This window comes from Aestuariivivens sp. NBU2969 (genome assembly GCF_019931125.1).
GTDB classification, from domain to species: domain Bacteria; phylum Bacteroidota; class Bacteroidia; order Flavobacteriales; family Flavobacteriaceae; genus Aestuariivivens; species Aestuariivivens marinum.
The window spans coordinates 1-15,330 of record NZ_JAIOUU010000001.1; the positions used below are offsets into that span (position 1 = coordinate 1).

Annotated in this window: 14 protein-coding genes and 1 other RNA gene; 7 read left to right on the plus strand and 8 right to left on the minus strand. The window is 33.0% G+C overall.

Annotation, left to right across the window (positions count from 1 at the left end; translation table 11 throughout):
* Positions 1 to 774 precede the first annotated feature (774 nt).
* Positions 775 to 1,125 carry a 50S ribosomal protein L19 gene (rplS, locus tag K7G79_RS00005; RefSeq protein ID WP_223547960.1) on the minus strand — a complete coding sequence of 117 codons (351 nt, stop codon included), beginning with the start codon at positions 1,123 to 1,125 and terminating at the stop codon, positions 775 to 777.
* Positions 1,126 to 1,318: 193 nt separating this feature from the next.
* Between rplS and K7G79_RS00010 the strand changes: the two genes are divergently transcribed.
* Both K7G79_RS00010 and K7G79_RS00015 read left to right on the plus strand, forming a co-directional pair.
* Complete coding sequence (locus K7G79_RS00010; protein ID WP_223547962.1) at positions 1,319 to 1,693, plus strand: VOC family protein; 375 nt, start codon at positions 1,319 to 1,321, stop codon at positions 1,691 to 1,693.
* A 29-nt stretch (positions 1,694 to 1,722) separates the two neighbouring features.
* Positions 1,723 to 2,382 carry an RNA methyltransferase gene (locus K7G79_RS00015; RefSeq protein ID WP_223547964.1) on the plus strand — a complete coding sequence of 220 codons (660 nt, stop codon included), beginning with the start codon at positions 1,723 to 1,725 and terminating at the stop codon, positions 2,380 to 2,382.
* 3 nt (positions 2,383 to 2,385) lie between these two features.
* Here K7G79_RS00015 and K7G79_RS00020 read toward each other — a convergent pair whose 3' ends face one another.
* From K7G79_RS00020 to K7G79_RS00035, 4 genes are all read right to left on the minus strand, one after another.
* Complete coding sequence (locus K7G79_RS00020) at positions 2,386 to 2,925, minus strand: nuclear transport factor 2 family protein (protein WP_223547966.1); 540 nt, start codon at positions 2,923 to 2,925, stop codon at positions 2,386 to 2,388.
* Between the two features lie 130 nt (positions 2,926 to 3,055).
* Entirely contained in the window at positions 3,056 to 3,685 is a 630-nt protein-coding gene (locus K7G79_RS00025; RefSeq protein WP_223547968.1) for a class I SAM-dependent methyltransferase, read from the minus strand.
* A 582-nt stretch (positions 3,686 to 4,267) separates the two neighbouring features.
* Positions 4,268 to 5,437 (minus strand): DUF1624 domain-containing protein, encoded by a 1,170-nt coding sequence (locus K7G79_RS00030; RefSeq protein WP_223547970.1) that lies wholly within the window; start codon positions 5,435 to 5,437, stop codon positions 4,268 to 4,270.
* Positions 5,438 to 5,823: 386 nt separating this feature from the next.
* On the minus strand, positions 5,824 to 6,858 hold the full coding sequence (locus K7G79_RS00035) for a glutaminyl-peptide cyclotransferase (protein ID WP_223547972.1): 1,035 nt from the start codon (positions 6,856 to 6,858) through the stop codon (positions 5,824 to 5,826).
* Between the two features lie 87 nt (positions 6,859 to 6,945).
* Between K7G79_RS00035 and ffs the strand changes: the two genes are divergently transcribed.
* The 4 genes from ffs (at position 6,946) to fsa (ending at position 9,221) form a co-directional block, all read left to right on the plus strand.
* Positions 6,946 to 7,044: signal recognition particle sRNA small type (gene ffs / locus K7G79_RS00040), an RNA gene on the plus strand.
* Between the two features lie 108 nt (positions 7,045 to 7,152).
* Complete coding sequence (locus K7G79_RS00045) at positions 7,153 to 7,956, plus strand: SDR family oxidoreductase (protein WP_223547974.1); 804 nt, start codon at positions 7,153 to 7,155, stop codon at positions 7,954 to 7,956.
* A gap of 44 nt (positions 7,957 to 8,000) precedes the next feature.
* Complete coding sequence (locus tag K7G79_RS00050; protein ID WP_223547976.1) at positions 8,001 to 8,432, plus strand: hypothetical protein; 432 nt, start codon at positions 8,001 to 8,003, stop codon at positions 8,430 to 8,432.
* Between the two features lie 132 nt (positions 8,433 to 8,564).
* Positions 8,565 to 9,221, plus strand: a complete 657-nt coding sequence (fsa, locus tag K7G79_RS00055; RefSeq protein WP_223547978.1) for a fructose-6-phosphate aldolase — start codon at positions 8,565 to 8,567, stop codon at positions 9,219 to 9,221.
* 77 nt (positions 9,222 to 9,298) lie between these two features.
* Here the strand turns inward: fsa and K7G79_RS00060 are convergent, their stop codons facing one another.
* On the minus strand, positions 9,299 to 10,708 hold the full coding sequence (locus tag K7G79_RS00060; RefSeq protein WP_223547980.1) for a hypothetical protein: 1,410 nt from the start codon (positions 10,706 to 10,708) through the stop codon (positions 9,299 to 9,301).
* 203 nt (positions 10,709 to 10,911) lie between these two features.
* Here K7G79_RS00060 and K7G79_RS00065 point away from each other — a divergent pair, with 203 nt between their 5' ends.
* Positions 10,912 to 12,537 carry an ABC-F family ATP-binding cassette domain-containing protein gene (locus K7G79_RS00065; protein ID WP_223548555.1) on the plus strand — a complete coding sequence of 542 codons (1,626 nt, stop codon included), beginning with the start codon at positions 10,912 to 10,914 and terminating at the stop codon, positions 12,535 to 12,537.
* 41 nt (positions 12,538 to 12,578) lie between these two features.
* Here the strand turns inward: K7G79_RS00065 and K7G79_RS00070 are convergent, their stop codons facing one another.
* Positions 12,579 to 12,821: a putative signal transducing protein gene (locus tag K7G79_RS00070; RefSeq protein WP_223547982.1), complete on the minus strand. Its 243-nt coding sequence runs from the start codon at positions 12,819 to 12,821 to the stop codon at positions 12,579 to 12,581.
* A gap of 79 nt (positions 12,822 to 12,900) precedes the next feature.
* Complete coding sequence (pheT, locus tag K7G79_RS00075) at positions 12,901 to 15,327, minus strand: phenylalanine--tRNA ligase subunit beta (protein WP_223547983.1); 2,427 nt, start codon at positions 15,325 to 15,327, stop codon at positions 12,901 to 12,903.
* Positions 15,328 to 15,330 lie beyond the last annotated feature (3 nt).

Below are 15,330 nucleotides of genomic sequence, written 5' to 3' on the forward strand. Positions count from 1 at the left end.
TTAGGGGAGTCAGGAATACGGAATACTTCTTATATCGCTTGATTAAATTATATTCTTAAAATGGTAAAAACCCAGATTTTGGACTTGATCCCAACTAAGCAATCGTTAATAAACATGAAATAAATTCATAAAAACACAAAAGCCATATCATGGTAGAATTTACTACTTTGACATGGCTTTCTTTGAAATAACTTTCATTGACCTGTTTGGTATTGCTACCAAAATCGATTCAAATTTTCATCAAATCTTTTCAATTCAAGTGCTGTTATTTCAATGAAGCATTTGTGTAATTTTCAAAATGTATTGACCTATTACTCGAAATGCTCCCGGTTAATTGTTTTTCTTGATGCTTGTTTAACGATACATTCGCTTTCACGTTTGAATAGCCCCCAAGCATTGCCCTTAAAACAGTACTACTGTTTTTTTGGACTTTCAACTACACGAGTTGCCATTTGCTTTCGCACTTGGGACTTTTTGTAGTATCATGGCGCTCTGCTAACACACGCATACACATGGCGCATCCAACCTCAAAAAACAATTAAATTTAAAGAACGTTACTTTAAAACAGAACCCCTGTAAATTCATTTTTTTATATGAAACCAAACGAGTTTGTCATTGATTCTTATGCTAAGATAAATTAAGAATTTAAATTCGCAAATTTTTTATCTTGCTAAATATCAACTGCTTATCAACCAAGGTTATTAACAATGGTTAATAAAAAAAGAGCCTTGATTTTTCAAGACTCTTTTATAATGTGCTGTAGCTAGTAAAATATTAGTGTCTACGCTCTTTAATTCTTGCTTTTTTACCAGTAAGTCCTCTAAAGTAGAAAATACGAGCTCTACGGACTTTACCACGTTTGTTAACTTCAATTTTTTGTAAAGCAGGCAAATTAATTGGAAAAATACGTTCTACTCCAATTGAACCAGACATTTTTCTAATAGTAAAAGTTTCTGATGCACCAGAACCTCTTCTTTGGATAACAGTTCCTCTAAAAAACTGTGTACGAGTTTTGTTTCCCTCTTTAATTTCGTAATAAACTGTAATTGTGTCACCAGCACCGAACTCTGGCAGGTCTTTTTTTGTTACAAATTCGTCTTGAACAAATTTTACTAAAGATTCCATATCTTTATTTTTAAATGTTTGATTCGAAACAACATTCACGATTTTCGCCAGAGGTTGATTCGAAATTGGGTGCAAAAATAGTTATTAAATGCCAATATGCAATACTTTGTGGTTGTTTTTTTGTTGAAAAAATAAATTACGATTGCCTTAGTTTTTGTAAATTTAAAAACACATCAATTAAACACGTAATATTATGAATAATAATATGGTAGGTTGGTTTGAGATACCTGTTAATAATATGGACCGTGCCAAACAATTTTATGAAACTGTTTTTAATGTTGAAATTAATATCCATGATTTTGGAGGGCTATTAATGGGATGGTTTCCAGATAGGGGTGAGGTTCATGGTGCCCAAGGTACTTTAATTAAGCAAGATTCTTATATACCAAGTAAGAAAGGGGTACTTATCTATTTTTTAAGTGATAATGTGCAAAACGAGTTGGATAGAGTGGTTACCGCCGGTGGTGAGATATACCAACCTAAAACACTAATCTCACCAGAGCACGGGTATATGGGTGCTTTTATTGATAGTGAAGGAAACAGGATTGCATTGCATTCAAAAAAATGAAAGATTTTTTACTTTCTTAACTTTGTAGCATGATTGATATTGACCTGCTTTACCATTTAGAATCGTATTTAACCAATTCTCGAAAAACTAAATTCCAAAACGTTTTATCACAACGCACCAAGCATTTTACAGTGGCTATTGAAGATGTTTACCAACTACACAATACAAGTGCAGTGATGCGTAGTTGTGATGTATTTGGAATACAGGAAGTTAACATTATTGAGGAAGTAAATACTAAACGGATTGATCGTGAAATTGCCATGGGTGCCCAAAAATGGGTAGACATTAACCGGTACAATTCGGTAAATGATTGTATTAAGGATTTAAAACAAAGAGGTTATCAAATTGTAGCAACCACACCCCATGCTAATGATTGTGATTTGAATGATTTTGATGTCACCAAAAAATCATGCTTTTTCTTTGGAAGGGAAACCGAAGGCTTATCGGATGCTGTTTTTAATACTGCCGATTGTTTTTTAAAGATTCCCATGGTTGGGTTTACCGAAAGCTTAAACATCTCGGTATCGGCGGCCATTATTTTGCAGCATGCTACAACTAAGCTAAAACAAACCAATATTAACTGGCAATTGAGTGAAGCGGAATTGTTGAAAAAACGCTTGGATTGGTGTAAAAAAACAATTAAAAGTTATCAAAAAATAGTGGACAGGTTTTATGAAAAGTCATATTAAAAATTAGTCGTTATTTTCTTTTCCAATAGTAATTCCTCCTGGAAGTTCAATATTAGAACCTAATTGGAGTACAAATCCCAAGACATCCATATAGTCGGTTGCTTTTTGAATTTTACCATTATTAAATTCAAGCACTGTAACCCCTTTTATACTAATTTTCTTATTAGTTGCAACTGGAATTCTGCCTGTTATTGGACTTGATTGAAGTGCTTTGAATGTCCACTCGGCATAGCCTATTTTTTCAGAAATATTGATATTTCTAATTTCCATGTCTATATTAGATCCCCAATTATGGACATGCCTTACATATTTATTAACGCCATCAATACCTTTAAATATGTAATGGTTTGGAATGTCTATATATTCGCAATCTTTATGAAAAATGGCCTTAGATTTTGTTGTATCTCCCGACTCCCATAATTCCATAAGACTATTTGCTAAATTCAAATTTTTTTCAATGATCTTTTCAGTTTTATGTTGTTTTGCTTGGTTACATGAAATGAAACAACCTAAAAATGTTATTAAACAGATTATTCTTTTCATTTAAGAAAATTTAAATTAAATCCTATTTGTCTCTCGTTAATAGAAATGGTAATGATCTATACTTAAAAATAGTGAATTTTTTCATTCGTTAAAAAATGATTAACAAATAGTAAGGCTAGTCAGTAGTCAATTAAAATTTACGAGCTATTACTATAGTATGTGTTTCAAATTTGGTTCCAGATGTTTTGTACTCTACTTTAAACGTTTTTATGTTGCTAAACCTAGCTTTTTTAAGTTGATGCTTTAAATCCATCAACTTATGAAAATAAAAAAAGACCCTACCAGCATTATTGCTCTTAAAATTAGATTCATTGGGTTCACCTTCAACAAAACTTAAATAGATTAATCCATTAGTATTTAGTAAATTGTATGTACTGGAAATAAATACATTACATTCTTTTTGCGATAAATAGGGTATACAGAATCCACTTATAACACCATCAAACAATATGCTGAAGTTAGTAATGTCCCTACTGTCCATAACGGAAAAGGTTGCCAATGGATTATTCTTTTTGGCCAATTCAACCATATTAGGAGCTATGTCTATACCAAAAATGTCAAAATCTGGTCTTTTGGATAATAGGTATTTTGAGATATTTCCAGGGCCACAACCAACGTCCAGTATTTTGGCTTTGGTTTTGGTAATGGTTTTACATATGTAATCATAGGTATGGTCATACACGTTTAAATCCATAAACTTGATTTCGTAGTCTTTGGTAATGCTATTCCAGGTATTGAATGTTTCTTGATATTTATCCATTGTAATGTCTATGATAGACAATCAAATTTTATGTGATTATAGTCTATTTGGTTTTTAATTTGAATCAGTTAAAATTGCCCTTTATTTTCTAGGTATTCTGCTCATTTATTTCTGTATGTTTCGCATTTTAATAAGCTTTTTTTATTTAAAATACAGTCATTGATTTGTCTATTATTTCTTTTTGTCTTTGCCTTAGCAATCAGCTAATTTAACAACACCATTGCACCATTTCAATTCGATTTCAACATTGTAATAACTTATTTAGGACGGTCTTTTATATGTAAATATCTAATTGGTCCCATTAACCTATATCAGATTCAAAAGTAAGCGCCAGTCTGCCAGATATTTCATTTGCCTTAAAGTAAATAATTTTGTAGCAATTGTGTCTTGCTAAAGTGGATTTTACAGGTTTAAGTTTTACATATTATGCCTGAAACCATTCATAATTTTCAAAATCTTCTTTGTTTTGACTAAAGCTTATTTAGAGTGAATAGGATAAACAGGGTTGATATTAAGTTTTTAATATTTTTTTACTTTTTCTAAACACTAAATTACAATTATCTTTTTAAGCAATGGCTTATGTTAAAGGTAGCTCAACCACCATTTTTTATTATTCAGCTTATATCGGCCAAACCAAAGACAGCTAGGGTAGAGCAATAATATTATACCAAACCAAATAACATATACCCATCCTAGATTTACACCATAACCTATGAGTTGTTTGTTTGTGGAGACAAATCCTTTCAATATCATGGTATTGAATCCATAACCTGTAAACTCAGCAATAATTGTGGCAAAAAAGTGTATCACGTATATGTGTAGGATATAAATAAAAAAGGGGACTTTACCAAAAGTGGAGCAAAAGTTTACAATGCGTCCTTTTAAACTCTCAGATTGGCCCAGAAAAACTAATGACGGTCCCAATGTCATTAATAAATAGGATAATGAAGGAGGATATTTTGAAGGATCCAAAAAAGAGATAAAAGTTGCTTCAAAAAGCTCATACTCAAGCCAAGGACGGGAATTACCATACAGATTTATACCTCTTATAATAAAAAAACCTATAATAGCCCCAATACCTATTTGAGTCAATATTTTTTGACGGTATTTGGGTAAAACATCTTTATTATAGAATTTTCCGAAGTAATAGCCCAAGGACATTACTCCAATCCACGGTATTATTGGGTAAACTATACGCAATTGTATGTAGTTAAACAGAGTGTAATAACCTCTTTCATGGAAGATAGACCAAAGCATGTTGCCTTCAAAGTGTATGTTATCCAATATATTATGACCAAAAATGATGATTAGGCTTATTGCCAAAATGTTTTTCATTGAAAGATGTATGACTGCAGCTAAAAAGATCATGCTTATGCCTAATGACCAGATTACTAATAAGCCCATGGATTCAAATTGTAAATTAAAACTCCATCCTATATGAACAATAGTAAATTCTATAAATACTAACCAAATACCACGTTTTAAAAGGAAATAGGATAACTGTGCCTTAGTTTTTTTTCTGCCTACTAAATAAGCAGAGATTCCAGCTAGGAAGCTAAATGCAGGAGCACAAAAATGGGTAATCCACCGAGTAAAAAATAATATGTAATTACTTTTTTCGGGATCAGCTGGGTCAAAAATAAAGGAGTTGACATGAAAATAGTCACGTGTATGATCCAGCGCCATGAATATGATAACCATTCCTTTTAGTATATCTAGTGATTTGATCCTATTGTTTTTCAATTGATTCATGTTTTGGTTGATGGTTATTATAAGGTTAGGTTTTGGTTTTATTGCGTGAAAATCTCTTAGGATTTTGAATCGGCAAATCCAAGGTAGTAAATTTGAACGGACTTTAGGATGGAAAATTTAGAATCAACTATAAACAAAGTTGTGCTGATTTCTTTTTTAGTTTTTCAATATTCAGTTCATTTAATAGCTTTCGATTTTTTTACTCCGCACAGATATACAATTTTGTTTTAGAATTATCAAAATCAGCTAAATCAGAAGTAAATTCTGGTTTATTCTCAAATCTGTCTATTGAAATGTTGTCCATGCTCTAATTACCCTCAACTCATAATATATTTACGCACTGATATTTTACGGATAATATTTAGTAAACAATAAGTAAAACCAGTTTAATTCTCCACAATTTCTACCTCAAAGAGTTTGTCCCAACGTTTTCCTGTGACAAAAATGGTATTGGTTTCTGGGTTATAGGCAATGCCATTCAATACATCCAACTTTTGATGCTGAGTGACTTTTTCTTTTAGTGATGAAAAATCAATCACCCCAATAACAGCACCATTGTTTGGGTTTATTATAGCTACGCCATCTTTTTGGTAGCGATTAGCATATATTTTCCCATTAATCCATTCCATTTCGTTTATACCCACTATTTTTCCCTTGTTGGTATATACCTGTATGTAGCTTTGTTCAACAAGGGTGTTGGAATCCAGCAACCAAATATTTTCGGTGCCATCACTCTTGTAAATGGTGGTGTCGTTATTGCAAAGTCCCCAACCTTCCTTACTGTTACCATATTTAAAGCTACTTATTTTATCGAAGGTATTTACATCATAAACAAAACCAGTGCCTTCACGCCACGTGAGTTGGTAAATTTTATCATCTAAAATGGTGAGGCCTTCCCCAAAATACTCGTCGGCCAAATCCATATTTTTAATGATGTTACCAGTTTTATAGTCTATTTGACGTAATTGGGATTCCTTATACTGCCCAGTGCTTTCATATAAGTTGCCATTAAAAAACTCAAGGCCTTGAGTATAGGACGTGATATCGTGCGGATATTCATTTACAATGTTATAGGTATATATTTTTGGAGCCTCGTTATTCAATATGGTGATTGAGGTAGAGGCTACCTGTTTTTCATTATTGTAATATACAGTGGCTTCAATGTTGTGTTTTCCCAGTTTAATATCAGTAAGTGGTGTGGACTCTTCAATTTTTTGGCCGTCCATTATAAAACAAACAGAATCGATAATATGATTTTTTTTGTTCTTTAGTTTAATTTCAAGTGTTTCATTCAGGAAAATATTACCCTTTTTAGCGTTGGTGCTTAAACTAAAGTCGCTTTTTCTTTGCTTGGTATTTGAGCCACAGGATATAAGAGTTGTGCTTAAGAATATGATACTTAGATATTTGAAAACCTGCATTGTTTTTTTAAATTTTAAGCAAGATATTTATTTAAAATCGGTTTAAAAAATCATTGTGAAAATTTTAAAAGATTGTATCTTTGCACCCGGCAAGTCCTACACAACCAGCTCCTGTTGAATCCTCCAGGGCGGGAACGCAGCAAAGGTATACGGTTGTAGCGGTGTGATGTAGGTAGCTTGCCTTTTTTTATGCACTAAATTTAGATTTGGTTTTAAAAATTTTTACTTTCACTTTGTGAACTTTAACGTCCAGTATGGTTTGTGTATTTTTTTAATTGGAATTTAACTTATAAAATGGATAAAATAGTTTTAATAACTGGAGGATCTTCAGGCATCGGAAAATCTGTAGGGGAGTTTTTAATTGAAAAGGGTTTTGTAGTTTATGGTACCAGTAGATATCCTGAACGTTATCCGGAAAGCAGATTGCCTTTGTTAAAAATGGATGTAAAGGCTGTTGAAACTATTAATAATACGGTAAAAACCATTATTGAAAAAGAAGGTAGATTGGATGTACTGGTTAATAATGCCGGCGCAGGTATTACGGGACCTATTGAAGAAATACCCGAAAAAGAGATTAAAGCCAATTTTGAAACTAATTTTTTTGGTCCTATAAATGTTATCAAAGCAGTATTGCCACACATGCGGCTGCAACAATCTGGTTTAATCATTAATATCACCTCTATTGCTGGCTATATGGGACTTCCGTTTCGAGGTGTTTATAGTGCAAGTAAAGGGGCATTGGAGCTTATTACCGAAGCATTTAGAATGGAATTAAAACCGTTTAATGTGCACATGACCAATGTGGCTCCAGGTGATTTTGCTACCAATATAGCAGCGGGACGTTATCATGCGGCTTTAAAGACAGATTCGCCATATAAAGACGTTTATGGCAAGACATTAAATTTAATGAATGCCCATGTTGATTCGGGGAGTGATCCCAACCTAATGGCAATGGCCATTTTTAAGGTGATTCGAACGAAATCCCCTAAAGTGCATTATAAAGTTGGGGAGTTTATGCAAAAGGTATCCATTGTTTTAAAACGCATACTACCAGATACCATTTATGAAAAACTGTTGATGAACCATTATAAACTTTAGGTTTTGGTATACTATTTGTTTTCTGTTTAAAAAAAATAGTCTATATGAACAAAAGCTTAAAGTATTTGTCGGTTATATTGATCTTAATTTTTGTAACTAGTTGTCAGGATATTTTGGAATGTGTCATTAACAGACACCCTGAATTACCTGATAGAATGTTGGCAACCGGTCAAGTCGACCAATATTTTTTTGAAGAAATAAAGGCTGAAATTAAAAATGAACCTAGGGATGATAGTTACTATTATTACTTTTCTATTGAAGGTGATTTACCCAGAGGACTGGAATATATAATTGACTATCGTTCTGTAATTATTCAAGGGTTCCCTTTAGAACCGGGAAGGTTTAATTTTACAGTACGTTTAAGTGTTGAGCAAGCCAATGATTATTTTGAAAATTGCGAAAGTACTTTAAATGATTGTGATGGCTTGTGTAAAGAAACCACATCACAAAGGTATTCGGTTAGAATTCAACAATAATAGGTAAAACAAGCGATTTACTAAGTTTAACTTTTAAATTTGTTGATATATTTTAATTAAAAATCACTGCCTTAGTGTCTTAAAATTGTAAATTCGCCAAAAATTTATAGTTTCAACTAAACAATAACATCAATGAAGTTTTTTATAGACACGGCTAACTTAAGTCAAATAAAAGAAGCCCAAGATATGGGTATTTTAGATGGCGTTACTACCAATCCTTCCTTAATGGCTAAAGAGGGCATTACAGGACATGATAATATTATGAAACATTATGTTGATATCTGCAATATTGTGGATGGTGATGTAAGTGCAGAAGTAATCTCTACCGATTTTGAGGGTATGATACGAGAAGGAGAAGCCTTGGCAGAATTGCACGATCAAATTGTTATTAAATTACCTATGATAAAAGATGGGGTTAAAGCTTGTAAATATTTTTCAGAAAAGGGCGTAAAAACCAATGTTACTTTAGTGTTTTCACCAGGGCAGGCATTATTGGCGGCAAAAGCAGGTGCAACTTACGTATCTCCATTTATTGGGCGTTTGGATGATATTTCTACTGATGGTTTAAACCTCATTGCAGAGATACGACAGATTTTTGATAACTATGGTTTTGACACTGAGATACTGGCTGCATCTGTACGTCATACCATGCACGTTATAGATTGTGCAAAATTAGGAGCTGATGTTATGACGGGGCCATTAAGTTCTATTGAAGGTTTGTTAAAGCATCCTTTAACTGACATTGGATTGGCTAAGTTTTTGGAAGATTATAAAAAAGGTAACCAATAAAGGTTTTCTTAGTTATAAAAAATCCGCTTCTAGTTTCTGTTCTAGAAGTGGATTTTTTTAGGATATTATTTTAAAATTTACCTGTTAATAGCACCTAGAAGCTCCTCTTCAAAATCACGATCAAAAATATTGGAGTTACTATTTACAATCTTTTTGTGCCTATCAACTATAAACGTTTTGATCATAGGGTAAACAGCAAGCATTTCCCTAGCTGTTTCTGGATTTGTGAATAGGTATTCATTTTCCAGTGTTAAATGACTTCGTTTAAGAGCTTTTTTTATAGTTTCTGTATTATAGTTATCAATATTAATTCTCATAAAAGTAACCTCAGGATATTTAATTTCCAATTCCTTTATTTTATTATGGCTGTCTTTAAAATGACCATAAGCTGAAAGGGACCAAAAACAAATAACGGTTGGGGTTTGTATTTTAGAGTTTAGGTTGTTTTCATTGTTTTGATAATCCTTAATAGTAACGTTTGGTAGATAATTTCCCGACTTTAGATTTTTTATGGCTAATGCATGTTGTTTTATCATTTTCTTTTTTTCATCATCGTTACTTTTAGCTAAATAAGATTCAATGATAGTTTCACTATGCTTTTCATTTTTATTTTTAGCTAAAAACCTAGCAGTGTAATAGTAAAGTAAGTCGTTTTTTATACTTGTATTGTCAATTAAGCTATCAATAAACTTTAATTTATCTAATGTATAACATACATGGTTATCGTCTTCAGAATGATTTAAATGAGTTCTAAGTGCTAAATTGCTAATACTAGTGCGTAGAAATGACTGGTAAGTAAAAAGATCTTTTAAAAGGGAATCGTTGTGGTTAATCGACTTTCTATAAGAGTAAAACCCTTCTGGTAGCGACTCCATTAATTCAGATTTACTCTTGGTATAATGATACAATGGATATATTTCCTTTTTAAAATAATAATTGTAATTAATGTTTGCTCTTGCAACGTCATTGAAGAACGTAGAGGTTTCGTATTTTTCTTTAAACTCAGCTAATTCTTTATTCTTTTGGTCTTTAATGGAATCAACTTGATGCTCAAATTTTGCAGGTTTCAATTGGCAATATTGATACAAATTTTTATCATCAATTTCATTTTGCAAGAACTCATTAACGAGGTAGTTGTTTTTTTTAGCTCCTGAACCAGTATATACAAGTGATTCGTCAAAGTCCAAAGTATTTAATCTAAACATAATACTGTCTAGAGGTTCCAAAAACACCATTTGAAATTCATCGGCATGGCGAAAGGTATAAAAACCGGCTTCTAAGTTGTTTATTTTATAAGTGAACTTGTAATTGCCATCCAATAATATGGTATCTAAAATTTTTTCGGATTTTGAGAGTACAATGAAATTGCATTTCGGATTTATAATCTGTCCTCCAAAATAGGCATAATTACTATCTTGTGATTTCGTGCTTTTTTTACATCCAAAAAGCGTAATTGTAAATATTAAGATTCCAATGTAAAATTTCATAAATCCCTTTCTCTTTATTTTAGGTGTTAACACCCAAATACACCAACAAAAATATATCTTGTAATTATAATGTCCTGTTAATAGCCTGTTAAATCTTGTTTTTGTTATAAGCCTCTTAATTTCAGTTATTAAAAATATAGTTGTATACAGTTCTTCTAACCATTGAAAATTTTCTACTTTTGCAAAAATTTTTAATAAACGTTATGTTATCAGTTTCTAATCTTTCGGTCCAATTTGGAAAACGTGTTCTTTTTGATGAGGTTAATATCACTTTCAATAATGGTAATTGCTATGGTATCATTGGAGCAAATGGTTCTGGAAAATCTACTTTTTTAAAGATTTTGTCAGGAAAAATGGAGCCTACCTCAGGATATGTGTCATTAGAGTCCGGTAAGCGTATGTCTGTGCTTGAACAAAATCATAATCTATATGATGGGCATACTGTTTTGGAAACGGTTTTAATGGGCAACAAGCCATTGTTTAAAATTAAGACTGAAATAGATGCTTTGTATGCAAATTATTCTGATGAGAATGCTGATAGAATAGGGGAATTACAAGTTCAATTTGAAGAAATGAACGGTTGGAATGCCGATAGTGATGCTGCAGCATTATTGTCTAACCTAGGTATAAAGGAAGAACTTCACTACACTATGATGGCCGACTTAGACGGAAAACAAAAAGTTCGTGTATTGTTGGCACAGGCGTTGTTTGGTAATCCAGATGTGTTGATTATGGATGAGCCTACCAACGATTTGGATTACGAAACCATTTCGTGGTTGGAAAACTTCTTGGCGAATTACGATAACTGTGTTATTGTAGTATCTCACGATCGTCACTTTTTAGATGCCGTTTGTACACACGTATCTGATATTGATTTTGGGAAAATTAATCACTATTCTGGAAATTATTCTTTCTGGTATGAGTCTTCGCAACTAGCTGCAAAACAACGAGCCCAACAAAATAAAAAGGCTGAAGAAAAGAAGAAGGAATTGGAAGAATTTATTAGACGATTTTCAGCAAATGTGGCTAAAAGTAAGCAGGCTACCAGTAGAAAAAAAATGATTGATAAACTTAATATTGAAGACATAAGGCCAACCAGTCGTCGTTATCCAGCCATTATTTTTGAGCGAGAACGGGAAGCTGGAGACCAAATATTGAATATAGAAGGCCTTTCGGCCTCAATAGATGGTGAGGTCTTGTTTAAAGACATCGATTTAAACTTGGCCAAAGGTGATAAGGTGGTTGTATTTTCAAGAGATTCTAGAGCGACTACATCATTTTATCAAATTTTAAACAATAATGAAAAAGCTGATTCCGGTAAATTTGCCTGGGGTATAACCACGACACAATCGTATTTACCCTTGGATAACAATTTGTTCTTCAATAATAACCTTACGTTGGTAGATTGGTTGCGTCAATGGGCTAAAACCGATGAGGAACGTGAAGAAGTGTATATTCGTGGATTTTTAGGTAAGATGATTTTTAGTGGTGAAGAAGCTCTAAAAAAATCGAACGTGCTTTCTGGTGGTGAAAAAGTACGTTGTATGTTGAGTAGAATGATGATGTTAAGGGCGAATGTATTAATGTTAGACGAACCCACAAACCACCTAGATTTAGAAAGTATTACGGCATTTAACAACTCGCTAAAAAACTTTAAGGGTACTGTATTGTTTACCACCCATGATCATGAGTTTGCACAAACGGTTGCCAATAGGGTAGTGGAATTGACACCAAACGGTGTTATAGATCGTTATACAACATTTGATGAGTACATGCAGGATAAAAAGATTAAGGAATTACGAGAAAAAATGTATTCAGTAACAGTTTAGCAGTTATTGAATAATATAAAAAGCAGAAATGTGAAATAGAATTAATCTTCAGCCATTTCTGCTTTTATTTTTTCAACAATGGTTATAGCTTCATCAAGTTCATCATTATTTACAAAAATTTCTTGAAAACCTGGGACAATTCCCCCTCCAAAACCTCCAAGACGAGCCGATTCGGTTTCATCCTTAACTATAGCATTAATCCCATTTTCTTCTAATTCTTGTATAATGTGCTGTGTAATGACTAAACTTCCTGTGAAAATTTTTGTGTAATTCGAATCTCTCATCTATGCAAAAATTTAATATAGTGTATTAAATATACGGAATAAATGGAACAACAAAAATTTTATTGTAAATTTACTTAAACTATCGCAATTCAGCCCCAAGCTGTTTTTCAAAATTAGTTTGAAGCTTATCCATAATCTTATCAATTTGTTTATCGGTTAAGGTTTTGTTGTCGTCCTGTAGTGTGAAACTAACCGCATAACTCTTTTTGCCCTTAGGTAAATTTTTTCCTTGATACACATCAAAAAGATTCACGTCTTTTAATAACTGCCTTTCACTTTGCTTGGCAATTCTATAGATGTCTGAAAATGAGATATGTTCATCTAGAAGCAAGGCGAAATCACGCCTTACTTGTGGATATTTGGATATGGGTTTAAAAGTGATCATATTTCGTTTTACCAATTCAAGAATAGCATCCCAATTAAAATCAGCATAGAAGACATCTTGTGAAATGTCAAAAGCTTTTAAAATGGATTTTTTAACCAATCCAAAATCAACTAATTTGATTTTACCTTGATTAATAGTTAAGCCTTCTCCAAATAAATCATTAGAGATGGGTGCTTCCATGTATCTAGAAATGCCAAGCCGTTCTAAAACAGAACTAATAATGCCTTTCAAAAAGAAGAAGTCGCTTTTGCCTTGGACAGCATGCCAGTTTTCCGAGTTTCTACTTCCTGTAACTAATAGACTTAAATGCTTTAATTCATTCCTTTCATCATCAAGTTGATGATAGGTTTTCCCAAACTCAAAAAGTTTTAGATCATTTCGCTTTCTGTTAATGTTATGGGAAACCGCTTCCAAACCCGAAAACAATAATGATTGTCTTAATACGGATAAATCATTACTTAAGGGGTTTAATATTGCAACATTATTTTCATCTTTTAACTCTTCACTTAATACAGTATAATTAGGTGTGGTAAGAGAATTAGAAAGGATTTCGAAAAACCCTTGTGATGCTAATAAGTCCCCTATAACATCTTGAACTTTATAATCTTCAAAACGTGAGGTATTAGAAATCGATGCATTAAGTTTTGTGGTTATATTGATATTGTTGTAACCATACACTCGTAAAATTTCCTCTATGATATCGGCTTCACGCTGTACATCATTTCTATAGGCTGGTACGGTTAGTCCCAAACCAGTTTCGGTTACATTATTTACCTTTATTTCTAGAGACGTAAGTATGCGTTTGATAATTTCCCTAGGGATTTCTTCACCAATAAGCTTTTTAGCGTTATCAAAACTCAAACGGATCTCAAAATCTTTAACTTTATTGGGATATATATCAGCAATATCACTAGTAATTTCACCGCCTGCAATATCCTGTATTAAAAGTGTAGCACGCTTTAGGGCATACTCTGTAATGTTTGGATCAATACCACGTTCAAATCGGAATGAAGCATCAGTATTTAATCCGTGGCGTTTAGCTGTTTTTCGTATGCTTACGGGATTAAAATAAGCACTTTCAAGGAATATGCTCGTCGTGCTTTCGGTTACCCCAGAGTCTATACCTCCAAAAACACCAGCAATACACATTGGTTTGTTAGCATCACAAATCATTAAATCGTCCTCATGAAGCTCACGCTCTACACCGTCCAAAGTTGTAAATTTAGTCCCGCTTTTTAAAGTTTTTACTTCAATCTTGTTTCCAGTTACTTTAAGTGCATCAAAGGCATGAAGTGGCTGCCCCAACTCATGTAGAACATAATTTGTGGCATCTACAATATTGTTTATAGGGCTTAATCCAATGGCTTTTAAACGATGCTGTAACCATTCTGGGGAATCTTTAACTTCTAATCCAGAAATGGTAACTCCACAGTAACGAGGCGCCAAATCTTTATTAATAACATCGATATCAATTTTTAACGTACGATTGTCTGTATGAAAAGCACTTACAGAAGGGGTTATGAGTTCTAGATTAATATCTTTTTGTAGAAAGCCAGCTTTTAGGTCGCGTGCAACACCCAAATGACTCATGGCATCGGCACGATTAGGAGTTAAACCAATTTCAAATACACTGTCATTTTCAATTTTAAAAACATCTGCTGCTGGAGTTCCCGGTTTTAATTTAGGATCGAGTACCATAATGCCGTCATGCGACTTGCCCAAACCGAGTTCATCTTCAGCACAAATCATCCCATGACTTTCCTTGCCTCTTATTTTTCCTTTCTTTATGGTCCAAGATTCACCTGTTTCGGTATATAGGATGGTTCCAATAGTGGCAACAGGTACTTTTTGACCTTTGGCTACGTTGGGAGCACCACAAATGATCTGTAGTGATTGCTCGCCACCAATATCAACTGTAGTTACTTTTAATTTATCTGCATTGGGATGTTTTTCGCAGTTAAGCACCTCGCCAATTACCACACCTTTCAGTCCACCTTTAACCGATTGATAACTTTCAATGCCTTCTACCTCTAATCCTAAATCGGTCAATAATTCACTTATTTGTTCTGGTGACCAATTGGTTTTAATAAATTGTTTTAACCAGTTATAAGAAATCTTCATATG